20 protein-coding genes are annotated in these 23610 nt (G+C 58.6%); 5 read left to right on the top strand and 15 right to left on the bottom strand.

Going from position 1 to position 23610, the window contains the following annotated elements; genetic code table 11:
* Positions 1-17: 17 nt before the first annotated feature.
* Positions 18-605, top strand: a complete 588-nt coding sequence (locus VEH04_03965) for a methyltransferase domain-containing protein (GenBank protein ID HYG21914.1) — start codon at positions 18-20, stop codon at positions 603-605.
* A gap of 256 nt (positions 606-861) precedes the next feature.
* A complete protein-coding gene (locus tag VEH04_03960) occupies positions 862-2805 on the top strand; it encodes an OPT family oligopeptide transporter (protein HYG21913.1) in 1944 nt (647 codons plus the stop codon).
* Positions 2806-2819: 14 nt separating this feature from the next.
* Here VEH04_03960 and VEH04_03955 read toward each other — a convergent pair whose 3' ends face one another.
* From VEH04_03955 to nusA, 7 genes are all read right to left on the bottom strand, one after another.
* Complete coding sequence (locus VEH04_03955; protein ID HYG21912.1) at positions 2820-4253, bottom strand: MFS transporter; 1434 nt, start codon at positions 4251-4253, stop codon at positions 2820-2822.
* A gap of 129 nt (positions 4254-4382) precedes the next feature.
* Positions 4383-5306 (bottom strand): bifunctional riboflavin kinase/FAD synthetase, encoded by a 924-nt coding sequence (locus VEH04_03950; GenBank protein HYG21911.1) that lies wholly within the window; start codon positions 5304-5306, stop codon positions 4383-4385.
* 40 nt (positions 5307-5346) lie between these two features.
* Positions 5347-6063, bottom strand: coding sequence for a tRNA pseudouridine(55) synthase TruB (gene truB / locus VEH04_03945; GenBank protein HYG21910.1), 717 nt, complete (start codon positions 6061-6063; stop codon positions 5347-5349).
* Between the two features lie 5 nt (positions 6064-6068).
* On the bottom strand, positions 6069-7052 hold the full coding sequence (locus VEH04_03940; GenBank protein ID HYG21909.1) for a bifunctional oligoribonuclease/PAP phosphatase NrnA: 984 nt from the start codon (positions 7050-7052) through the stop codon (positions 6069-6071).
* Between the two features lie 39 nt (positions 7053-7091).
* A complete protein-coding gene (rbfA, locus tag VEH04_03935) occupies positions 7092-7454 on the bottom strand; it encodes a 30S ribosome-binding factor RbfA (GenBank protein HYG21908.1) in 363 nt (120 codons plus the stop codon).
* Between the two features lie 81 nt (positions 7455-7535).
* Positions 7536-10109 (bottom strand): translation initiation factor IF-2, encoded by a 2574-nt coding sequence (gene infB, locus VEH04_03930; GenBank protein ID HYG21907.1) that lies wholly within the window; start codon positions 10107-10109, stop codon positions 7536-7538.
* A gap of 106 nt (positions 10110-10215) precedes the next feature.
* On the bottom strand, positions 10216-11493 hold the full coding sequence (gene nusA / locus VEH04_03925) for a transcription termination factor NusA (protein ID HYG21906.1): 1278 nt from the start codon (positions 11491-11493) through the stop codon (positions 10216-10218).
* A gap of 280 nt (positions 11494-11773) precedes the next feature.
* On the opposite strand from nusA, the gene VEH04_03920 reads away from it, so the two are divergent.
* Both VEH04_03920 and VEH04_03915 read left to right on the top strand, forming a co-directional pair.
* Positions 11774-12754: a phosphotransferase gene (locus VEH04_03920; GenBank protein HYG21905.1), complete on the top strand. Its 981-nt coding sequence runs from the start codon at positions 11774-11776 to the stop codon at positions 12752-12754.
* Complete coding sequence (locus tag VEH04_03915) at positions 12738-13457, top strand: nucleotidyltransferase family protein (protein HYG21904.1); 720 nt, start codon at positions 12738-12740, stop codon at positions 13455-13457. The genes VEH04_03920 and VEH04_03915 overlap by 17 nt, the downstream gene beginning before the upstream one ends.
* Before the next feature lie 29 nt (positions 13458-13486).
* On the opposite strand, the gene VEH04_03910 is transcribed toward VEH04_03915, so the two are convergent.
* Both VEH04_03910 and VEH04_03905 read right to left on the bottom strand, forming a co-directional pair.
* Positions 13487-14827: an arylsulfatase gene (locus VEH04_03910; protein HYG21903.1), complete on the bottom strand. Its 1341-nt coding sequence runs from the start codon at positions 14825-14827 to the stop codon at positions 13487-13489.
* A gap of 9 nt (positions 14828-14836) precedes the next feature.
* A complete protein-coding gene (locus VEH04_03905; protein ID HYG21902.1) occupies positions 14837-15643 on the bottom strand; it encodes a hypothetical protein in 807 nt (268 codons plus the stop codon).
* A 163-nt stretch (positions 15644-15806) separates the two neighbouring features.
* Between VEH04_03905 and VEH04_03900 the strand changes: the two genes are divergently transcribed.
* Entirely contained in the window at positions 15807-17900 is a 2094-nt protein-coding gene (locus tag VEH04_03900; protein ID HYG21901.1) for a beta-galactosidase, read from the top strand.
* Positions 17901-18040: 140 nt separating this feature from the next.
* On the opposite strand, the gene queD is transcribed toward VEH04_03900, so the two are convergent.
* From queD to VEH04_03870, 6 genes are all read right to left on the bottom strand, one after another.
* Complete coding sequence (queD, locus tag VEH04_03895; protein HYG21900.1) at positions 18041-18394, bottom strand: 6-carboxytetrahydropterin synthase QueD; 354 nt, start codon at positions 18392-18394, stop codon at positions 18041-18043.
* A gap of 44 nt (positions 18395-18438) precedes the next feature.
* Entirely contained in the window at positions 18439-19800 is a 1362-nt protein-coding gene (locus tag VEH04_03890) for an acyl-CoA reductase (protein HYG21899.1), read from the bottom strand.
* Between the two features lie 5 nt (positions 19801-19805).
* Entirely contained in the window at positions 19806-20951 is a 1146-nt protein-coding gene (locus tag VEH04_03885) for a hypothetical protein (protein HYG21898.1), read from the bottom strand.
* Positions 20952-21010: 59 nt separating this feature from the next.
* A complete protein-coding gene (locus VEH04_03880) occupies positions 21011-21544 on the bottom strand; it encodes a peroxiredoxin (protein ID HYG21897.1) in 534 nt (177 codons plus the stop codon).
* Positions 21545-22016: 472 nt separating this feature from the next.
* Positions 22017-22418, bottom strand: coding sequence for a hypothetical protein (locus tag VEH04_03875; GenBank protein ID HYG21896.1), 402 nt, complete (start codon positions 22416-22418; stop codon positions 22017-22019).
* Between the two features lie 245 nt (positions 22419-22663).
* The gene (locus VEH04_03870) at positions 22664-23440 is read right to left on the bottom strand and encodes a polyprenol monophosphomannose synthase (protein ID HYG21895.1); all 777 of its coding nucleotides are present in this window, start codon (positions 23438-23440) and stop codon (positions 22664-22666) included.
* Positions 23441-23610: the final 170 nt, after the last annotated feature.

Genomic DNA, 23610 nt, shown 5'->3' with positions numbered 1-23610 from the left:
AGTCTGTGCCGTATTTTATGAGCGAGCAATATTGGGAAAGCCTCTATCAGGCAGGCGACCTGCGTTGGGACAAAGGCGAGGCCTCACCCGGCCTCGTGGATTTTCTGGCCTCACACAAGCTGGAAAAAGGCACGGTTTGCGTTCCCGGCTGCGGCACAGGCCACGACGTCCGCGCGTGGGCTGCGGCCGGTTTTGACGTTTACGGATTCGACCTCGCGCCGAGCGGGATTCGATTGGCGCGCGAGAAAACTGAAGCCGCAGGATTGCGCGCGCATTTTCAGCACGGTGATTTTCTTCGCGACACCCTTCCTCGGCAATTCGACTGGATCTTTGAGCACACACTGTTCTGCGCCATTCAACCTTCTGAACGCGACGCATACGTTGAAGCGGCTCTGCGCTGGCTGAAACCCGGTGGCCATTTTCTCGCGGTGAACTATTTCATTCCTGACACCGACGGGCCGCCGTTTGGAACAGATCGCGAAGAACAATTGCGACGCTTCTCTGCGGGCTTTGAGTTGCTCGAAGACTGGGTGCCGCGGTCGTATCCAAACCGCACGGGACTCGAGAGAATGTTTTGGTGGCGAAAGAAGCTGCGAGTCCCGTAGCGATCCATTACGAAGGTCACAGCACGTCTCCCCCGACCGCGACAGCGGAGCGCCGACTTGCAGCGCTTCATTTTTTCCCGCGGCGGAATTCGTGGCGCGTTGGACTTTTTTGTTGCATCGACACAACTCTCAATGTGCGCACGATCGGTTCTTGTCATCGGAAGCCGACTGCAAGTCGCCGCTCTGGCCGAGAACCTGGAGGTCTGTGCCCGAAAAAAGAGTCGCTCCGCCGCGTTGGCTGGGGAATTCTTGCCGCATGCAATCCGAATCTGGTTCCGGCAGCGACGCTCCTGCAGCATCGGCGCACGAATTCACACTTCCGATCCAGGGATTCAAGGGAACTCCCGAAGAGATCGAGCGCCAATGGTTCGAGCAGGTGTACAAAGGGCGCGGCGATTCGATGCCCCAACTCACCTGGCGCGCAGTGATCATGGGCTCCGCTCTCGGCGGTGTGCTTTCGCTGACCAATCTTTATATCGGACTGAAGGCCGGCTGGGGTTTCGGCGTCGCAATCACCGCCTGCATCCTTTCCTACGCCATCTGGACGACGCTCCATAAAATTCGGATCGCACGGCGGCCGATGACGATCCTCGAGAATAATTGCATGCAATCCACGGCCAGTTCCGCGGGTTATTCGACGGGTGGGACATTGATCTCCGCGTTTGCCGCTTTCGTCATTCTCAACAACACGCAAATGTCCCTGGGCCTGATGCTTGCCTGGGTTTTCTTTCTTGCGGTGCTTGGGGTGACGATGGCCATACCGATGAAGCGCCAGATGATCAACGTGGAGCAGCTTCGATTTCCCAGCGGCATTGCAGCCGCGGAAACGCTGCGTGCCCTGCATTCGCATTCCGGCAAAGGCCTGCGAGCCGCAAAGGCGCTCTTCATCTCGGGCATTCTTGCCGCCATCGACAAGTTCTGGGCTGAAGGTTTCGGCCTTCTCTCACGCGTCGCGCCGCAGCTTGAGGAGCGGTTCTCGAGCAGCGCGCTGCTGTCGAACGCCCAGAAGGCGTTGCTTGGCGACAATTACGCAGCGTGGAGCGGCCGAACGATCGTCTTCTCCTGGGATGCCATCTTTGTTGCTGCCGGAGCCATCACAGGAATGCGCGTCTGCGCCACCATGTTCATCAGCGGAACTCTCTGTTGGGGCGTCTTTGTGCCCATCCTGCAACAACAGGGCGTCGTCACCACCAGCGGCTTCCGCGATCTTGTCCAATGGACACTCTGGGGCGGCACGGCGTGCATGGTGTCGGGCGGGGTCCTCAGCTTTCTGCTGCAGTGGAGCAGCGTCGTTCGCGCGTTTCGTTCGCTGACTTCGATGTTCACCACGAAGAAGGCATCCAACGACCCGATGGAACGCATCGAGACCCCGATGAGCTGGTTCGCAGCGGGTCAATTCATCGCGCTCATTACGCTCGCCTGGCTTGCGAAGATTTCGTTCGACATGCCGTATTGGCAAAGCCTTCTTGCGGTGGTGCTCTCGTTCGCGCTCGCCCTGGTCGCCTGCCGCATCACGGGCGAAACGGATGTCACTCCCATCGGGCCGTTGGGCAAGGTGACGCAACTGACGTTTGGTGCGATCAACCCGGGGAACATCAACGTGAACCTCATGAGCGCGAACATCACGTCTGCGGCGGCCGCGTCTTCCGCTGACCTGCTCGTGGATCTCAAAAGCGGCTATTTGCTTGGCGCCAATCCGCGAAAGCAATTCATCGCACAGTTCGCCGGAATTTTCGTCGGAACGTTCGTGACCGTGTTTGCGTTTCGCGCCCTCGTCCCCGATGCCTCAGTGCTTGGAACGGAACAATTTCCCGCGCCGGCTGCGCAAACCTGGGCCGCTGTTGCGAAAGCCCTCAGTGTTGGCTTGAGCGCCTTGGAACCGGTGAAGATCTGGTCCATCGGGGTTGGGGGCGCCGTGGGCGCACTATTCGCCCTCCTTCCCGTTCTGTTTCCAAAAGGCCGGGCCTACTACCCGTCCGCCGCAGCCGCAGGGCTGGCGTGGGTGTTTCAATGGTATTACGCGCTCCTGTTTTTCATCGGCGCAGTGATCGCCTACGCCGTCCAAAAGAAGGCGCCAAACGCCGCGGAGGAATTCACGTTCCCAGTCGCGTCTGGAATCATCGCGGGCGGTTCGCTCATGGGCGTCCTCCTCGTTTTGTGGGGAAACGGGCCCGAGCTGTTGAAACGGCTCTTCGGCTGATCAGATCACCCGCGTCACTTGCCCAGCGCTGCACTTGGATCGCGATACTTATAAAACGACGCCACGATCGCAAAGACCACTGCGACGCCAAAGGTCATCGCCGCATACAACATAAACCGACCCGCGCTGACCGATTCCGAGCCACTATCCCCAACGGCAAGCACTGACGTGAGCACGCTTACGAGCAGGTTGCCCAATGCCACGGTCAGATTCCAGAAACCCAGGATCGTGCTCTTCATCGACGGCGCGGCTTCGCGGAACGCAAACTCAAGTCCCGTTGTTGAAAAGAGGACTTCCGCAATCGTGATGATGATGTAGGGAACGATTTGCCACAGGACGCTCAACTGGGCGCCCTCCTGGTCGATCCGTGTCTGCATCATCGCCACTACGATGAATGACCCGCCTGCCAGGAACATTCCGGCCGACATGCGCCGAAGCGGCGTCGCCCACTTGCCAAGCATCGGATAGACGCCCCACGTGAGGATCGGCAGGAAAATCATCACGAGAATCGGGTTTGCCGTCAGCATCGCCTCCGGGCCAATCGTGAAATCCCCAAGCTGGTACGGCACCATTTGTTCACCCTGCAGGATCCACGTCGAAAACGTTTGATCGAACAACGACCAGAAAATCGGTGCGAGGGCGAAGATGGAAAGGATCGGCAGGACTGATCGCGCGGCATCGATTTCATCCTCCCGAAATTTCGTGCGCGCCGCGTCCCAGAATGGTTGTCTCGGCTGCTCACGGTTCAACCAAGCCTTGAGAAACTTCGCAGTTGTGAACGACAGGACCTGCAGAAACCCCGCCGTCCGCGTCGTCCGCGCCGGCGGCACCATCACGTAATGCTTCGTTCCGAGCCAGAAAACGAAGGTTGCGAACGCCATCGCGAGTCCCGGAATTCCAAACGCCCACGCATACCCATGCTTGCGCGCGACCCATGGAATGATCAGGAACGACGCGGTCGAACCCAGGTTGATCGACCAGTAGAACGCCGCATATGCCTTTTGCAGCAGGTGCCGCTGTTCAGGCTTGAATTGATCCCCCATGAACGCCGACACGCACGGCTTGATTCCGCCTGATCCAAACGCAATCAGCGCAAGGCCGATGTACAGGCACATCGTTTTTCCATCAATGGTCGTGGTGACATCGCTCAACGCCATCACGCCATGCCCGACGCAGTAGGAAAGGGAAATCCAAAGAATGGTTTTGTATCGGCCCAGGAACCGATCCGACACCCACGCGCCGACAAGCGGCATGAAGTAATTGGCGAAACCGAACAGGTGGATGATGTGTGTCGACTGATCCTTGGTCATCAGCAACACGTTGGTGATGTACAAGGCCAGGATGCCCTTCATCCCGTAATAACTGAACCGCTCCGCGGCTTCGTTGCCGAGGATATACTTGACCTGGAAAGGCCAGCGTTCGCGAGCTGGGGGCGGGGCTGCGTTCATATGCGATGCTGCACCTGAGTAGCGGAATCCGGAACAGGAGGCCAGCCTTCGTTTGTCTTCACGCGTCTTTTCGGCCCCCGACTTGGAACGCGAAAGAACGGAGCAGCATCCCCGGGATTTTCGCGAATGTCAGCCGGCCAATCGGGCAGCCGCCACGTCCCTGGCAATTTGCTCCTGCAACTGCGCAAGTGATCCGAACTTCTGCTCCTCGCGAAGTTTTTCACCGAACACGACTTCCAATTCCTGGCCATACAGGTCGCCGCTGAAATCCAGGACATGCACTTCAAGCCGCGTCGCGGGATTCCTGGTCTCGAGCGTGGGTCGCACGCCGATGTTCAACACGCAGCGATGTGTTGCGCCTCCGATGATCGCCTGCGCTGCATACACCCCGTTGGGAGGAAGCACCAACCCGCGCACGCTGAGGTTCGCTGTGGGAAAGCCAATGCGCGATCCAAGTCGATCGCCCTCTTCGACCGCCGCGCTGATCGAGTAGGCGCGACCCAGCATCTGCCCTGCGGCATCCAAATCGCCATTGCGGATCGCTTCACGGACGCGCGTGCTGCTGATCGTCTTGCCGTCGAGCGCCACCGCGGCCAGCCCATGCACCGCAAAACCCAGACTCTTTCCCATGCGTTCCAGCAACGCAACGTTTCCGCCACGCTGATGGCCGAACGTAAAGTTCGCCCCGACGCACAGGCTGTGGATGCGGCCGAGGTCACGCGCGAGGCTGGCAATGAAATCCTCGGCCGGTTGTTGGCTGAAATCGCGATCGAAATGCAGCAGCAGCAGCGTGTGAACTCCAAAAGACTCAATCGTTCGCAAGCGCTGCGCGAGCGGATGAATCAAGGCGGGCGCGCGTTCGGGTGCCACGATCGTCGTGGGATGATTGTCAAACGTGATAACGACAGAAATCGCCCCGTGTTGCTGCGCGTCGGCGATCGTTTGCCGAATGATCTGCTGGTGGCCGAGATGAACTCCGTCGAAAAACCCGATTGCCGCGCAGACTTTCCGTCCCGCAGGTTTCAGCTCCGTTGCGCTATGGATGACGTTCACCGAAATGAGAATTCCGCGTCGAACAGCCTGGAATCGGCACCTACGCGTTGGCCGCGAGTTTCAGGAAAGGAATCACGCGCTTTGCGAGCTCGGCCGCCGAGAGTTTCAGCACAGCATCCAGCGTGGCCGCATCGGCGACGTCGAACTTGCCGGAAACCGTTCGCCGCAAGGTCGCGAGATGCGCTCCGCAGCCGAGTTTTTCGCCCATCTCATGCGCGACCGTGCGGACGTAGGTTCCCTTCGTGCACGCGAGCTTGAAGGTCGCGAGGGGTTCTTCGTACTGGGTGAACCGGAAATTGTAGATGTGCACCAGCCGCGGTTCTCGCGGAACTTCCAATCCCTTCCGCGCCAGCTTGTAGAGCGGCACGCCATCCTTCTTGATGGCTGAAACCATCGGCGGCGTTTGCATCAGGTCGCCAATAAACTCTGCGGCCGTCTCGTTCAGCTCAGCCAGCGAAAGCGGCGGAACCGGCAACGACCCTGTCAGTTCACCGTCGGCGTCATAGCTGTCGGTGGATTCGCCCAGCCGCAGCGTTCCTTCATACACCTTGTCGTCGGACATCAACCGTTCGGAAAGCTTCGTCGCGCGTCCAAGCACGATGATCAACAGCCCCGTTGCATTCGGATCCAGCGTGCCGCAATGGCCAACCTTCTTGATCGCGAACTTGCGGCGGATGGCGTCAACCACGTCGTGAGAGGTAGGGCCGCTTGGTTTGTCGATGAGCAGTGCGCCGTCCAGCGCGGTGAACTCTTGCATGAGCGTTATGTGGCAGCGTCGAGCGCCTTGCGGATGGCGGCGATCACCCTGCGCTGCACGGCGAGCGGCTTGCCTGGAATGCGGGCGCCGGCCGCAGCCTTGTGGCCGCCTCCGCCGAACAGCGCGGCGATTTCGTTAACGTTTATTTTTTCGTTCTTCGAGCGAAGGCTGATGCGCGTCAACTCCGGCTCGAGTTCCTCAAAGACACACGCCACAACCACAGGCTCGATCGCACGGATGTGATCGATCAGCCCCTCGCTGTCATCGCTCCCCGCGCCGGTGCGCGCGTAGTCAGACTTCTTCAGCCAGAAATACGCAACCTGGTTGTCATGCGTCAGCTTGAAGTTGCTGTAAACGTGCTTGAGCAGCCGCGCGCGCGACAGGGGATACGACTGGTAAACTTCGTCGCAAATCTTTGCGAGGTTCGCGCCACGTGTGACCAGTTCCGCGCCCACGTGAAACGTTCCAGGACGCGTCGACGGGTATTGGAACGAACCTGTATCCGTCGAGACCGCGGTGAACAGGCAATCCGAAATCTGTTTGGTGATGGGCCACTTGGCGCATTTCAGCAGGCGGTAGATCAATTCACCGGTGGAAGGTTCGCGCGGCGAAACCCAATTGAGGTCGGCGTAGCGCGTATTGCTGGCATGATGATCGATGTTGATCGACAACCTGCGGTCCTGCACGCACTCGCCCACCTTGCCGAGCCGCTCGAAGCTTGCGCAATCCGTTGCAATGACGCAGTCGAACTTCTGGCCGGGTTTCGGTTGTTGAAACAGGTGATCCGGATCGAGGAAGGCCAGCTTGTCCGGCAGCGTGTCCTCGTTCCAGACCGTGACTTTCTTGCCTTCCGCGCGAAGGGCAAGCGCAAGGCCCAGTTGGGATCCGACGCAATCGCCATCCGGCCGGATGTGCCCCACGATGCAGAACGTTTCGTTCTCTCGAATGGCTTCGATAATGCGATCGATGATCTTGGGACGCGATTTCATGAAACTCCCGGCGAGCGCTGCTGCAAGGTCCGAATCCGACTATTCGGTTCCCGCCTTTGGATCCTTTTCAAGGTTCTCGATGATTTCCAGCACGCGGTTGCCGCGAACCACGGAATCGTCAAAGACAAAGCGCAACACGGGCGTGTACTTCAAGACGACGCTTCGGGCAACGATGTCCTGTATCCGGGGACGATGCTGTTCCAAATGGGCGAAACCGCGCTTCTGCTGTTCGGCATTTCCGAGCACGCTGGCGTAGACGGTCGCGGTCTTCAAATCGCCGGCGACATCCACCTCGTTCACCGTGATCAATCCCGTTTCGTTAACCGGCAGTTCACGGCGAATGGCCTCGCCAATCGCGCGTTTCAGCAATTCGTTGACCCTTTGAATTCTAAGAGAAGGCATGGTTCATCCAGTCTGGGCGCGAAGCTTGCGGCCGATCGTGGACGGGCACGCCCATCACTCGTTCGCCGCACAACCCGAAGCTCACAGCTTCTGCGCTATTTTTTCCACATTATAGCACTCAATCGCGTCGCCGACCTGAAATTCCCCGAAGCCGTCGATACGAATGCCGCACTCCATCCCCGCGCGGACCTCGTTAACTTCGTCCTGGAACCGGCGCAGCGATTGCGTCAGGCCCTCGTAAATCACCTCGCGCCGGCGCCGCACCCGCACCTTGCCCTTTGCAATGCGCCCTGTGTTGACGATGCAACCCGCGACGGGCGCGCCCTTGGAAAGTTCAAACACCTTCCGCACTTCAGCCGATCCGATGATGACTTCCTTGAGAATGGGCTCTAGCAAGCCCGCCATCGATTCCTTCACCTCATCGATCAGCTCGTAAATGATGGCGTAAAGCTTGATCTGCACGCCTTCATGCTTCGCTTTGTCCGCAACGCCGCTGTCGACCCGCGTGTGGAAACCGAGGATGACCGCATTGGAAGCCGAGGAGAGCGCCACGTCGGATTCGGTGATCGTCCCGACCGCGCTGTGAATGATTTCCAGGGAAACCTTTTCCGAATCGATCTTCTTCAGCGCCTCCACAATGGCTTCCACTGAACCCTGCGTGTCAGCTTTGACAACGAGCTTGAGCGTCTTGCTTTGTTGCGATTCCAGGGTCGCAAACAGGTTTTCCAATGTGACCTTGCTGCGCGCCGCCTCCTGGCCCTGCAGCCGCGCTTCCTGCGCGCGCTCTTCGGTCAGGTCACGGGCAGCGCGTTCGTCCTCGACCACGCTGAATTCCAATCCCGCTTCAGGAACGCCATTCAATCCCAGGACCTTCACGGCCACCGAAGGACCCGCTTCCTTCAAGCGCTTGGCCTCCTCGTTGATCAGGGCGCGAACCCTGCCGTAAAATTGTCCGCACAGGATCACGTCGCCAACGCGCAGCGTGCCTTTCCGCACGAGCACGGTCGCCGTCGGACCGCCAGGCTCCAGGCCGGATTCAATCACATTGCCCTTGGCGCGCCGCGTCGGATTTGCCTTCAGCTCCAGCAAGTCAGCCTGCAGCAGAAGCATCTCGATCAACTTATCAACGCCCTGCTTCGTGAGCGCGGAGACGTCCACAAAAATTGTGTCGCCGCCCCAATCGTCCGGAACCAGACCTTTGTCCTGCAGCTGCTGCCGAACCTTGAGCGGGTTCGCGTTGGGATGATCCACCTTGTTCACGGCGACGATGATCGGAACCTTCGCGGCCTTCGCGTGGCTCAACGCCTCAAGCGTTTGCGGCATCACACCGTCGTTGGCTGCCACGACGAGCACAACAATGTCAGTGACATTGGCGCCCCGAGCGCGCATCGAACTGAATGCCGCGTGACCCGGGGTGTCAAGGAAGGTGACCTGCGCCAGCTCGGTCTTCCGCTCGGGGTGCGGAAAGGAGATCGTGTAAGCGCCGATGTGCTGTGTGATTCCACCGGCTTCTCCTGCCGCGACATCGCTTTTGCGAATGACGTCGAGCAGCGTGGTTTTGCCGTGGTCGACATGGCCCATGATCGTGACAACCGGCGCCCGCGGACGCAATTCCTCCGGCTTGTCCTCCTGGTCGAGTTCAACCTTCTTGATGGGAGCGTGAACCACGCCGCCGCCGCGTTCGCGCTTCTCCACTTCAAAACGAAAACCATGAGCGGCACAGACCTTCTGCGCTGTCGCTTCGTCAATCGCCTGGTTGACCGTCGCAAACACGCCCAGCTTCATCAGGTCGCCAATGATAACGAATGGCTTCTGCTTCAACTGCTCCGCGAGCTCGCGTACCATGATCGGCGGCTTGATCACAATCACCTGTGCATCGGCCGGCAACAGAGGCTTCGAAGGTTCAGGCCTGCCCCCCGGACGCTGCTGTGGCTGACCCGGGCGCTGGCCTTGGGTTCCCTGGGCAGGGGGTGCTCCTCGCATGCCGCCGCGGACATCACGCCCCCTGTTGAAATCGCCGCGCTGCGGTTCGCCGCGCCGGACTGGGGGCTGGGGCAATTTGATGGAACCGACTTTGTCTCCAACCTTCGGAGCCGGCCTTTGAGGAAGCTGGATAAATCCAACCTTTTCACCAACCTTCGGCACAGTTGGGGCAGCGGGGACGGGCGGCGCAGCGGAAACTTGCGGCTGCGCAGGGACTTCGGCCACGGGTTCGGCAGGCGCCGACTCTTCAACGAACGGCGCTTCCACTTCGGGTTCCGGCGCGGCAGCTTCAGCGGAAACCGCCGGTTCAAGAGCGGGCTCGGCCGCCGGGGGAACTTCAACGACAGTCACAGGAGAAACCGGCTCCGCTTCGGGAACGGGTTCAGGCTCGGGCGCCACTTCGACCACAGGCGGGGGCTCCGGCGGAGGCGCAGTAACGACGATAATCTTGTCGGGCGGCGGTGGGGGCGCAGGTGCCGGTGCTGGCGCAGCAGGGGCGCTCAGCGCAGGGTGATCCTTGCGCAGCTGTTCTTCGAGGTACTCGGCGGTAATTTTATCGAGGGAGCTCGACGCAACGCGCGCGGCGGTAATGCCCAGTTCCTTCGCCTTGGTGAGAACTTCCTTGTTCTCCAGGCCGAGCTTCTTTGAAATATCGTAAATACGAACGGGCATAATTCTGTTTAACTGCGAACGAACTCCGCGCCAGCGGATGCGGGTTGTGCCGGGCAGCCGTCATAGGCGCGAGATTACAACAGGCGTTTTTGAAGCGCCAACCATATCAACCCACCTGCGTTTCGCCAATCTTCAACGTGCGGCGCGCACTCTCAGCGCGAATCGCTTCCAGGATCGCCGCTGCCTGGTCGCCAATCTCCGGAATCCCCGAAAGGTCGCTCTCATCCGCCTGCAATAAATCTTCGAGCCGCGTCAACCCATGGTGCACCAGCACATCCGCCTGCTCACGCGTCAGCCCAGGAATCGCCGCCAATGATTCCACCGCCTCGGCCACCTTCTCCTCAAATCCCTTGGTGACCACGTGCTCGGCGTCAATGTCTACCTGCCAGCCCGTCAGCTTCGACGTCAGCCGCGCGTTCTGGCCGCGCTTCCCGATCGCCAGTGACAACTGGTCTTCGCTGGTCAGGATGCGCACCCGTTTGCGGGGCTCATCGATTTCAAAAGTCTTCAGCTTCGCCGGGGCGAGCGCATTCGTGATGAAATTGCGAATGTTCGAATCCCAGCGGATGATATCCACCTTTTCGTTGTTCAACTCGCGCACGATGTTCTTCACGCGCTGGCCGCGCAGGCCGACACAGGCGCCCACGGGATCCACCTTCTCGTCACGCGTCCAGACCGCCAGTTTGGTTCGGAACCCCGGTTCGCGCGCAATACCCTTGATCTCAATAGTGCCATCGCTGATTTCTGAAACTTCCAGTTGGAACAGCTTGATCACGAAGCGCGGATCGGCGCGGGACAGGATGATCTCAGGCCCATGCGGCCCCTGCTCCACAGCCTTCACGTAACAACGAACACGTTCGCCCACCTGGTATTCCTCCGTGGGAACCCGTTCCCGGTTGGGCAGGAGCGCTTCATACTTTCCGAGGTCAACGATCACATCGGAGCGATCAAAGCGGCGAACCGTGCCGCTGATGATATCGCCGACGCGATCCTTGAACTCGGTGAAGATGAGCGCCTTTTCCGCGCGGCGAATCTGCTGCATCAAGGCCTGTTTGGCGTATTGGGCAGCAATGCGCCCGAACCCTGTAGGCGTGACCTCAATTTCAAGCTCTTCTCCCACTTGCGCATCGGGCTTGATGCGGCGAGCGTCAAACACGGAAATCTGGTCATGCTTTGAAATGACCTTCTCGGAAACAACCAACTTGGCAAACGCCTTGATATCGCCGGTTTTGGATTCAATGGCGACGCGGAGTTCGCGTGCTGGGCCGACGGCTTTCTTGGCGGCAGACAACAGGGCTTCCTGCACAGCAGCAGTGAGAATTTCACGACTGATGCCTTTCTCTTTCTCCCAATAATCCAGGACCGCTAAAAAATCGGCGTTCATATTATTGCTTCCTCAAACGGCAAATCCCACGTGGGGAACAAAAAAGTCGGCAAGTTTTATCTTCCGACTTTGGCGCGCTGGCTATCCAGCAATCTTTACCGTTCGCGTAAGACATTAGGTTTTTGCCGCAAAGGCGTCAAGCCCCCATTCCCGCCCGACCCGCGCGAAACCCCGTGTCTGCGCGGCTTCGGCCACTTCGACGACTTTCCGCAATCTCATGGATATCTGCCGCGTCTGAACCTTTCCAATTCCAAGGGAGGCTCTTACCTTGCCGCCGACAATGAGCATCAACGTCAAATCCGCTGAACCCGCCGACCCGATGCAAACCTTCCTTTGGTTTGCCGGCTGGCCCCAGGCGAAGGTCACGCCCCTTGCTGGAGATGCCTCGCAGCGCCGCTACTTTCGAGTTGTCCAAGGCTCGCGAACCGGAGTCCTGATGGATGCCTCCTCCTGCCCATCCAGCGTGCCCCCGTTTGTAAGGATGGACGAACACCTGCGGCGGCTGGGGTTCTCAGCGCCGAAGATTTTGGCAAGAGACGTTCCGCGCGGATGGCTGCTCCTTGAAGACTTTGGGGATCGAACCTTTGCTCAATTGCTGGACTCAGGCGCTGAACCTCGGGAACTCTTCGAATTGGCAACCGACCTGTTGATTTCGTTGCACCGAAATTCTGATGCTGTTCCTGCCGGACTTCGCGTGTATTCCCCCGAACAGATGTTGCACGACATCGAACTCTTCCTGGAATGGCGAACGCCCGGAATCCCGGCGGCGGAACAGGAGGAATTCCGGCGCGCCTGGAGCGAGGTCCTTCCGCTCGCGCATGCCGCTCCCCAATCCCTTCTGCTGCGAGATTACCATGTTGCCAATCTGATGCTCCTTCCCGAATCCGCGGGGGTGCAGCGCGTGGGCCTGCTGGATTTCCAGGACGCTTACGCAGGTCCTGTCACCTACGATCTGGTGTCACTCCTGGAGGACGCCCGCCGTGAATTGCCGCCGGGCTTGCGGGAGGAAATGCTGGCACGCTATCGGGATGCCTTTCCTGGACTGGAACGCGATGCCTTTGATCAATCGGTCGCCATTGCGGCAGCCCAACGGCACACCCGGGTGCTTGCGATTTTCGAGCGATTAAGCCGCAAGGAACAGAAGCACCAGTACAAGGAGTCGCATTCGGCGCGGGTTGAGCGTCGACTTCAAACCGCCTTGCAGCATCCCACCCTGGCACCCGTAAGAACCTGGATGAATCGACATGGAACAGCGCATTAGGAAAGCCATGGTGCTGGCCGCCGGCTTCGGCAAGCGCCTCAAGCCCCTGACGGATCACACGCCCAAACCTCTCGTGGCTGTCGCGGGTAAACCGATGATTCAATACGCGCTCGAGAAGCTGATCGCGTATGGCATCGACGAGGTCGTGATCAATGTTTCCTACCTTAAGGAACCCCTGATGGACTACCTTCGGGCCTTCACAAGCGTGCGCATCACGCTGTCCGAGGAACCAGAACCGCTGGAAACCGGCGGCGGATTGCATCGGGCCCTCCCGTTGCTCGGGCCCGAACCGTTCTTTACGATCAACAGCGACATCATCTGGAAGGACGACGACGACTCCGCTTTAAACCGCCTGAGCCGCGCATGGGATGACGCTCGCATGGATGTCCTGCTGTTAACGCAATCGAAGTTGCGCGCGGTGGGTCACGACAAAGGGGAAGACCATTTGTTCATCAAACCTGACAATACGTTCGATTGGATCGACGCTGACGCGCCGTATATCATCGCAGGTGTTGGTATCATTCATCCCCGGATCTTCGCGGAATCACCTGGCGGGAAGTTTTCTGTGAAGGTGCTGTGGCTTGAAGCGTTGCGCCGCAATCGGCTCTTTTGCCTTCCGCATCGTGGAGCCTGGTACCAGGCAGGAACCGTTTCCGACATCGCTCACATCGAGGAGATTTGGAAAACCGGGAGCCGTTCCTAACCTTGCGGGAGCTACGGTATCGGCTTGATTCATTCGACTGGCCAAAGTTCGCTCGGCTTGCGTTCGCGGGTCATCACGGATTCCAACCGCCGCACGACCCGCGGATGCTCCGATGCGACATTTCGGCTTTCGGCGGGATCGCGGGAAAGGTCGTATAATTCGCGAGACTCCGCTCCCGGCTTGAAAATCAGTTTCCAGTCGCCGCGGCGGACAGCGCGGCTGAATCCCCCTTCATGAAATTCCCAATACAGCGGCGGGTGATTGATCCTCGTGCCTTTCAACAACGCGGGCAGAATTGAAATCCCGGTGGTCTCTTCCGGCTTCGCTTCGCCAAGCATTTCCGCAAACGTGGGAAGAAAATCCCACGCCGCCACAACCTGATCAGAAACGCGTGGCGGGATGCGCCCAGGCCAGCGCACAATCAACGGAACACGAATCCCTCCTTCATAAAGATCGCGCTTCCGGCCGCGAAAGGGACCATTGCTGTCGAAAAACTCGGCGCTATGTCCGCCTTCTGAATGCGGGCCGTTATCGCTCGTGAACACCACCAGCGTGTCACGCTCGATCCCCAGGTCCTTCAACAGTGCGACGAGGCGCCCAACACCGTCGTCCATGCGGGTGATCATCGCTGCGAAGTTCTTTTCCGTCGCGGGCCATGCCTCATCCGAATAAGGAGCGGCATCCGGAACCTGCATTCCATTCGGACGCTCCTCGTTGTTCGCATGGGGAATCGTGAGTGCGAGATAAAGGAAAAAGGAACGATCCCGACGTGCCGCAATCCAGTTGCAGGCTTCCTCAATGAACAAGTCGTGCGTGTAAGTCCCGCGCCTGCCGCCGGTGTTGCGCGCAAGTTCCACCCGTTCTGAATTTCGCCACAACGCCGCGGGATAATAATCATGCGCGGCAAACTGGGTCTGATAGCCAAAGAACAAATCGAAGCCCTTCCGATTCGGCGCGCCCGGGGAACCATTCTCTCCCACGCCCCATTTGCCGATGACTGCCGTGTCGTAACCAGCCCGTTTGAAGATATCCCCAAGCGTCGATTCTTGGGCAGACAGCGGTGTTTCCGGCAGTGAACGATTGGCGCGATTCCCGCGAATGGTCGCGCGACCGGTATGCTTTCCCGTCAACAACGCGGCACGTGACGGCGCGCACACGGTCGAACCTGCATACGCCTGCGTGAAACGAATGCCTTCGCCTGCAAGCCGATCCAGGTGCGGCGTTCGAATTTGCTTTTGCCCGTAGCAACCGAGGTCCCCGTACCCGAGGTCGTCCGCAAGAATGAAGATCACATTGGGCGAACGCGGCGCGGATTTGAGCACTGACTCGAAGGACAGAAACGCAAGGATCGCAAGAATCAGGCGCATCATTGAAACGTATTAATTTCCCCGGGTCCTGAAATATGCCTCGGGCGATTGCGTCGCCTTCGGAATGATGTAGGGACTGGCAGGGCTTCCGATCACATCGATGAACGACGACGTCGCGTTGGTTGTGCTTTGAAGGGTTCCACTGAACGTCACCACAGCGTCTCCATTCGATTCCAAATGAATCGATAATCCCCGCACGGCTACATCGGTGGACGCGGAAACCACCACCTCGCCGATGATCGCGAAGGCAAAGGTGTCGCTTGGTGAGAACGTGTAGGCGGAATGAATGTCCAGACGCACATACCGCCCTGAATAGCTGTTACTCAACGTCAAGACATCCACGGGATAACTGAACGGAAAGTTGATGTGATTCACGAGCGTGTTGGTGGCAGCGATGAGAGCGGTGGCCAGATTCGCGATGGAGTCGGCGACGCGGACCGTCACATCTCTCGCCGAGATGTTCCAGATCGCAATCTTGTCCACGTTGTATGTGGCTCCCAAATCGAAGTCCAGGGTGCCCGCAAGCGGCAGCGTGAAGACAACCTCGCTCTGCCAGTTGTTGCTCGCGGTGGCATTGGCAAACACAGTGCTGGGCGTTGCGAAATACGTATCGAAATGGGTTGAGCCGCTGACGAATGGCGTCGTGATCCCTGATTGGTTGATCATGTTCGTGACGCTTGCCTCGGGGGCAGATTCACCGAGCGTGTTGCCAACCACCGACGCCGGACTGAGAACCACCTGGCCCGAGGTCGAAGTCAGGCCCGGCACGAGAACGGCCGCCAGGCAGACCAGCCATCGAACCAGAGGAAGTTTTTTCATAAGACAAATCGCAATTGGATGCAGGAACGCTGCGAGCGCTTTGAGTGGACACATCCTTCTACAGAATTCCGGTAAGTTGGCAAGCCCGGGCCGATTTCAGCCAGCGTCAACGGCTTGATTTCACTTCGCCTTCGCGCGCTTTCTTGGTCTACTCCGCTTCACCATGAAACTTCCCCTGGCACTCGCATCGGCCCTGGCAGCGATCGTTGGTTTCGGCAGCGCTTCCGCTTCCGAGAAGTTCTTTCCCCAACGCGATCTCATGCAGATTGGCGTGTACTACTATCCAGAAGCGTGGCCTTCCAACCAATGGGCCCGCGATATCAGCAACATGAAGAAGCTGAATCTCGAGTTCGTTCACATGGGCGAGTTCGCTTGGGCATTCATGGAGCCCGCGGAAGGGAAATTCGATTTCGACTGGCTTGAGCGCAATGTCCAACTCTGCGCCGAGCAAGGCTTGAAGGTCATCCTTTGCACACCCAGCCCGGCACCGCCCGTGTGGCTTTCAGAAGCACATCCCGAAATCCTGCTGATCGATGCCAAGGGACGCCGCATGCAGCACGGCACGCGTCAACACGCCTGCTGGAGCGTCCCCAAGTATCGCGAATACGTGGGCAAAATCGTCGATGAACTCGGCAAGCGCTTTGGCAATGATGCGCGCGTGTGGGGCTGGCAGCTCGACAACGAACTGAGCCATTACGGCAAGGAACCGTGCTTCTGTGACGCGTGCCAGACAAAGTTCCGCGCGTGGTTGAAGAACAAGTATGGAACGATCGAGAATCTCAACCGCGATTGGGGCAACGCGTTCTGGTCGCAGCTGTATCAAAATTTCGATCAGATCCGCATTCCCAACAAGGACGAATTCGTTGCGCAGTGGAATGAACATTCCGTTCTCGACTCCCAACGCTGGTTCGCCGAGGAAGCTGCCGATTATCTCCGGTTTCAAACCTCGATTCTCCGCAAGCACTGCGGTGATCGCCAGTGGGTCACGCACAATTTCATGCAGGGCTTTGACCGCGTGTATCCGATCCTGAACGCCAGGGATTTCGAAATCGTGACGTGGACGATTTATCCCGCCCACGGAAACTTGAACGAAGGACCGCTCGGTTTCCGGCTCGGCGGCGCGGCGCAGATGTCCTTCGCTCACGATTTCTTCCGCAGCATCAACGGTTTCCAGGGCATCATGGAGCTGCAGCCTGGCCAGGTGAATTGGGGTGAAGTGAATCCCCAGCCGTATCCCGGCGCCATTCACATGTGGCTCATGCGGGCGTTTGCTGCGGGCTCAAAAATCGTCTGCACCTACCGCTACCGGCAGCCTCTGTTCGGAGCCGAGCAGTATCATTATGGAATCGTCGGCACCGACGGCGTCACTGCCAGCACGGGCGGAGAACAGTATTCGCAGGCGGCGAAGGAAATCGCCTTGCTGCGGGAAAATCTAAAGCCTGATGCCAAGGAACCCCCCGCTTACAGCGCCCGCCGCACGGCTCTTCTTTACAACTTTGAAAACCGCTGGGACATCGACAACCACAAGCAGAACATTCGCTGGGATACGATGGGCCACCTGTTTAAACATTATCGCGCCTTGAAGCGTGTCGGCGCTCCTGTGGATGTCATCACCGAAGACAAAGACTTTCAAAAGTATCCATTCCTCATCGCCCCCGCATACCAACTCGCTGACTCGAATCTTGTGCGCCGATTGGCGGCGTATGCTGAAAAGGGCGGGCACCTTGTGCTGAGCTGCCGCACCGGAATCAAGGATCGGCGGGGTCACTTGTGGGAAGGACCGTGGGCGATGCCGATCCTCGAACTCATCGGGGCGAAGATTAAATTCTATGACACCCTGCCCGCTCCCAATTCAGCGAAGGTCAAAGCAGGGAGGCAAACCTACGATTGGGTGACGTGGGGCGAGGTGCTTGAACCTGGCCCGGACGCCACGGTACTGGCCACGCACGCGGACCAATATTACGCGGGGGGCGCAGCTGCGGTGACACGCAAACTTGGCCGGGGGAGTGTGACTTACATCGGCGTCGATTCGCAGGATGGCGGATTCGAAGCGCAGTTGATTCGCGGTGTATTCGACCGAGCGCGGGTTGAAACGGAAAACCTTCCTGAAAATTTCCTCGTGGATTGGCGCGACGGATTCTGGATCGCAACGAATTTCACAGAGAAATCACAGCGTGCGCCCGTGCCGCGCGATGCAAAGATCCTCGTTGGGACGGCCGAAGTGCCAGTGGCTGGCGTCACGGTGTGGCAGGAATAAGTCGTCACGCGTCCCACGTTAACCGGGATTTCCAGACCGCAGGTTTCAGCCTGCTTCAGCGTCAAACCCCGCTGCCAGTCGCGGACACTGCCTACGCGCAATTGCCTCCACGCGCTCAAGCGGGCTGAAGCCCCGCGCTCCTACCCGCGGTACACGCAGCGCGCGGTGCACGTCTCCGCTACCACCAACTCGCTCAGCAGGGGCAACACAGGCCTCAGTTGGCGCCAGATCCAGATGGCGATGTTCTCGCTCGTCGGATTCTCGAGACCCTCAACTTCATTCAGGTAGTAGTGATCGAGCTTCTCCCAGATCGGGCGAAACGCGGCCGTGATCTCCGCGTAATCCATCACCCATCCGAGCTTCGGATCGCAATCACCCGTCACGGCGATCTCGACGGAGAAACTGTGCCCGTGCAAGCGACGGCATTTATGTGACTGCGGCAAATGCGGCAGCAAATGCGCCGCTTCAAATTGAAACGTTTTTCTTAGTTCCATCGTAACTTTGTCAGGCAGACGCGACAGCACGGCATCGCGAAGTTCTATCCTTCCCAATCCGTCCACCGAATCAAGTCACCCAGCGCTGGCCGTCCATCGTGGCGCCACGTCAGGGGTGGATTTTGCATCTCGCCGATCGGGCAGATCCGCGTCGCGCCCCAGCGCGCGAATTCCGTGGCAAGCGCCATTGAGCGCGCCTCGGATGCAGCAATGCCGACGGTCGAAACCTGTTTGCGAACGGTGTCCGCACCTTCAATAACCGCCTTCAAGTCCGGAACACCTTTCACATAGATGAACCGGTTCAGGCACGAGTGTGGAAACTTCGCGCCGGATTCGTAAACAACGGTCCAGGCTGTGGACTGTTCGCTGGTCCATAGGCGCGTGTCGGGGGAATGCGCCGCCCGCACTTCGTAGAACGCGCGGCGAGAGGCGATCTGAGCGGCAGCTTCATTGGGAACGGACCCGCGCGGTTCCACTGCTTCACGTTCCGCAAGCTCCTGCGCGAGGGCTTCCGCAAATCCTTCCGCGTCCAGGGTCCCCCCATTCTCCACATACACCGCGTGCGGCGAGAGGCATCCCAGTTGGTTCCATGCCACCACATCATTGGCCGCGCGCGAGATGACCCTGCGGCTGTTGTAACTCGTCAACGCATCCTTTGCCACAAAAGCAAAACTCACGCGGTGCCCATAACCCACAAACCTGGCGCGGGCGGGAACGCGCTGGCGAATCGCCGCAAGCGCCTCATCGGATCCTGTCGCCGTGACGCAATCCGCATCGGCAAACAGCACGTCCTCGAGAGCCGTGTTTCCGCCATGCCATTCTGCGACTTCAAGACAGGCGCCGAGTTTTCGATCTTCGTCATAAATGGAGTGCGCGAAAAGCCTCGGCAGAAACGCACCGCCACTGGCGCATTTCATGACTTGCGCGGAACGCAGAAGAATCCCAAGCGCAAGGCTCATGAACGAAGGATTCGGCAGGTTTCCGGCCGCGATCTGCACCAGCAACTCGGGCGCGCAGGCGATGCTTCGGCGGGACTGACGTTCCTCCGCCACTGTCGCCACGAATTTTTCGAGGCGCTGCGTGTGACCGAGATCCTGTGTCAGAAGCGTGCTGAAATTCTCGGGCGTCAATTGGCGGAAAAACTGGTCGAGGCCGTTCGACAGGGTTTCTCGGGAAAAACCCGTCGCCGCAGGCCCATGTTCCAGCGCAAGCTTGCGAAAGGTGTAGCCCGGGTTCAGCCAGTTCAGCGCAACCGCGCTGAGCAATTCAATGAGGCTCTCCGTCGACCGCGCCGCCAAATATTGCTCGCGGTTTCGGCGCAACGTGCGGCATGCCTCGCTGAGCATTTCAGGTGTCAGCACCGCATCGGCCGGCAGGTCGGCGATAAAGTAATTGGGCAGGTTCACAGCAATCAAAAGGAGCTCGCGGGCATCAGGGAGCAGCCTCGCGGCTCGCTGGATTCAATGCGTCCCGCCAACTCAAATCCATCGCCTCGTCGAATGGCCAGGTCTTCAGTCTGGATGGCCATCACGGAATAAACGTTGGCGAGATCAAAGATCCGCAGCAGTCCAGTTTCCCCAACACAGACTTCGGCCCCCGTTTCAACGGAGACAACCTGGGCACGCGCCCATGGAGGAAAGCGAAATGTCCGCAACTCGCCCGAATCGTAAGCCTGCGAGCTCAATTCGCTCATGCCGTATTCGCAAACAATCTGCGTCGCCGCAACACCGAGTCGATTCGAAATCAACCCGTGCAATTCAGACTTGGGCATGCTGCGGGAGCGTCCTTTGTAACCACCCGTTTCCATCACGCGCGAACCGTTCGGCAACGCAAGGGGCAGATCGCGCTCGGCGAGGGCATCCATCAAGTGAACGAACGAAAAGGCGGTTCCCAACAACAGCACAGGTTGTTTTGCCTCGATGGCGAGCTGCAGAAAATCCAGCGTTGCCGCGACCTCCAGTTTCCACGATCCATCCGGCGCAACGGTGCCCAGAAATGCAAAGTCCGTTACCGATTCACTCAGCCGGCCGCGAACGGTTTCGAACATGTGCACGAGCGATGAGGTCGGCGCCAACGCGCGCGGCGGCGTCAGGGCGGCTGCTTTGAACGTTGACCCCTGCCCCATCACGTTCTGCATCACGTTTCGCTCAAACCATGGCAGCAGCGAAGCCTCGTAAAGCGCCAGGGATTCGGTCGAATGCCAGTGCCGGCTCGGACGATTCTCAGTCGTTCCGCTTGAGTGGAAGACGCTCATGCGCTGCGCGGCCGGAATCGAAGTTACATCGAATTCCTTGAATGCGACCGTTGAAGCTGAAGGGATGCGGCTCCAGTGGTTCACCGTGTCGGGTGTGATCCCGCGCGACTCACAGAGGCGCCGATAAACGGCGTTATTTGCAAACTGCAACGCAAAGAGAACAAGCGCCATTCCATTGAATTCGATGTCAAGGTGGGACTTGAGCGCAGGATCGGTTGCAGGGAGGAGATACAACTCCTCGCGGGACGCGAGTTCAATGAAGTCGCGGAGTCGCGCGGCAAAAATGGAAAGGTCGGAGGTCATGCGGTTTTTAGCAAACGGGCTGGTTTTCCGCCACAGCCCCAAACGAACGTAAGATATTCTCAGCTCTTCTTCAAAGTCGCAGCCGCGAGTTTCATTTCCGTGACATGTTTCTCCGGATCGCCCGAGTCCGTGACGTGCGCGATCTTGCCGTCGCGTCCGATCAGAAAGCTCACGCGGCGGGCCATGTTTCGGTCCTTCATCTTCACTCCATACGCTTCCGCAATCTTCCCGTCGGTGTCGGCAATCAACGGAAAATTCAATCCATGCTTCGCGATGAACTTTTGGTGACTCTCGGCGGAATCGAAGCTGACCCCCGCGACCTTGACCTTGCTCTGTTCGAGTTCAGTGATGCTGTCGCGCATGCTGCAGGCCTGCTTTGTGCAGCCCGGCGTTTCGTCCTTGGGATAGAAGTAGAGTAGCAACGCCTGCTTGCCTATGTCGTCGGCGAGCTTCCACGTTTTTCCGTCCTGGTCCTTGCCTTCTACGAGAGGCGCTTTGTCCCCTGCCTTCAGGGCGGATGGAGCATCAGCGGCAACGGCGAATTGCACGGCGCAAATCAGCGCGGCGGTTGCAACAAGGAGAATCGTTTTCATACATTTCAGGTGAATTCCGCACGAGTGAACGGCTGGTTCAATAGCCTATGGGGAACCGGGTGTCAAACCAGGCGGGCCGCACTTCGCCGTAGCCAAACAAACGACCTCATGCGAAGCCCTTGTTTTTAACCTGCTCACGACCCTGGAACCTGCGCAGGTTCATGGGAAGGACGCGAAGGTTGGAAACGGAAAACGGCATTGAACAGGAGCAAGCAGAGGTAGCAGAGAGAGGAGCGGGATTTTGTTCTTCTAATCCTTACTACTATCCCACAATTGCGGATTAGGCCTTGTGCCCGCAGCATGAGTTCAGTCCGCCCCGAGTTCGAATTCACCGTGCCGTTCGTGTGGGCATAGAGGATTTCTCCATTCGCAGTCGGCACCGCGGACCCGAACTAGTCGGCGGCTCACTGCTGCGGATTGCTTGCGCTTTTGAGCTTTTCCGACCCTTTGACCATAGAGCGCCTGCCGGATGTCATAGTTGCGAAAGCCGCTGATCGCAAATTCGGTTGACAGCCTTGAGCAACTCAACATCTTCTCCAAAGGCTCGCAGCGCTCGAAAACGTCTTCCCTGCTTTTGTTTGGCGCGGCAAGCTTTGCCGGCTTCTTGGGCCAGCGGTGTCATGATGTGGACTGCCGCGGGAACCACGTTTGCAGCCGCAGATGCAGAAAACCCAGCCGTTGATGCAAGAAGTAAAAATAGAGATAGATGCATTTGCCCCAGTTGAGCTTGAGTTCCAGTTTCTTGGTCAGGCGATTGCCACGCACGAACCAGGTGCGGCAGGGCTCGACGGCTGATCACGGTGATTAGATCCTCCTTTACTCGCTCCTGACGGATCACATCTCGCGCAATGCCCTCCTTGTGATAACCGATCAAAACGAATTGCCCAAACGTCTTCCTCCGCCATCTCTGGGTCCTCCTGTTCAAATCCCGTTTTGCCCGCGGATCACTTGAAGAATAGTAAACCAAGAAACACACTCATCACACCAAACCGGCAGGCAATTCGCGAAAATCAGCGCAATTCTTGGAAACCCGTCTTCCCCATCCCCTTTTGGTTGCGGCTCTGCCGCGCTGTGCGATTTGTGGCCGTCCCCTTCGTGTTTTTGCGTCGGCCAGTCAGATCAAAGCGCTTGCGAAGGCAAGGCCTTGCCGGAATTGCCAGGCCTCTGCGGGGGGACCGTCGGACGACGGCGCATTCCGTTTTGAAACCAGAGCTTCCACACCATCCAGAACGCCTCCCGCACGATATCGCGCGACATCTTCGAATGGCCTTGAAAGCGGTCCGTAAAGATGATTGGAACTTCAACCACTTTCATCCCCTGCCGCCAGATTTTGTGGGTCAATTCGATCTGAAAGCTGTAGCCATTGGATTGCACCTCATCCAGCCGAAGCGATTCCAATGCACGGCGGCGAAAGCACTTGTATCCGCCAGTGGGGTCGCTGAATGGCATGCCCGTCACGATGCGCACGTACTTGCCGGCATTGACGCTGAGCATCAAGCGGCGCAACGGCCAGTTGATGACACGGATGCCATGAATGTAACGCGAACCCAGGACGAGATCCGCATCCTCCGCAGCCTGCAGGAATATGGGCACGTCGTCCGGGTTGTGGGAAAAATCGCCGTCCATTTCAAACACGAACTCGTATCCGCGCTGCAACGCCCACTTGAAACCAGCGATGTAGGCGCGTCCGAGCCCATTCTTCTGCGTGCGATGCAGGACGTGCACGGAGGGATGCTGCACTGACAGCTCGTCGGCCATTTTGCCCGTGCCGTCGGGAGAATTGTCATCGACGACCAGCAAATCGACCTTCACAGGGAGAGCTAAAAGGCGCTGAGCGAGCATCGGAAGATTCTCCCGCTCGTTATAGGTCGGCACAACCACCAGCGTCCTGTTCATCGTAAAGCCCGGAGATAAGTAGCCGAGGGGCCGAATCAAAACAAGCGGGCATTTGGCTGCGGGAGGCACCGTTTGCGCGTCATCGCTCCAACAACTTTTGGGCAGAAACGAATCGTTTCGGGACATCATCGGCCCCCTGCCGCCAGATTTTCCGGAAGGCACTCCTCTTG

It is taken from the genome of Verrucomicrobiia bacterium, assembly GCA_035629175.1.
Classification (GTDB): Bacteria; Verrucomicrobiota; Verrucomicrobiia; order Limisphaerales; family DASXHY01; genus DASXHY01.
The sequence above is the reverse complement of the archived record's forward strand: the minus strand, read 5'-3'. Positions and strand labels throughout refer to the sequence as shown.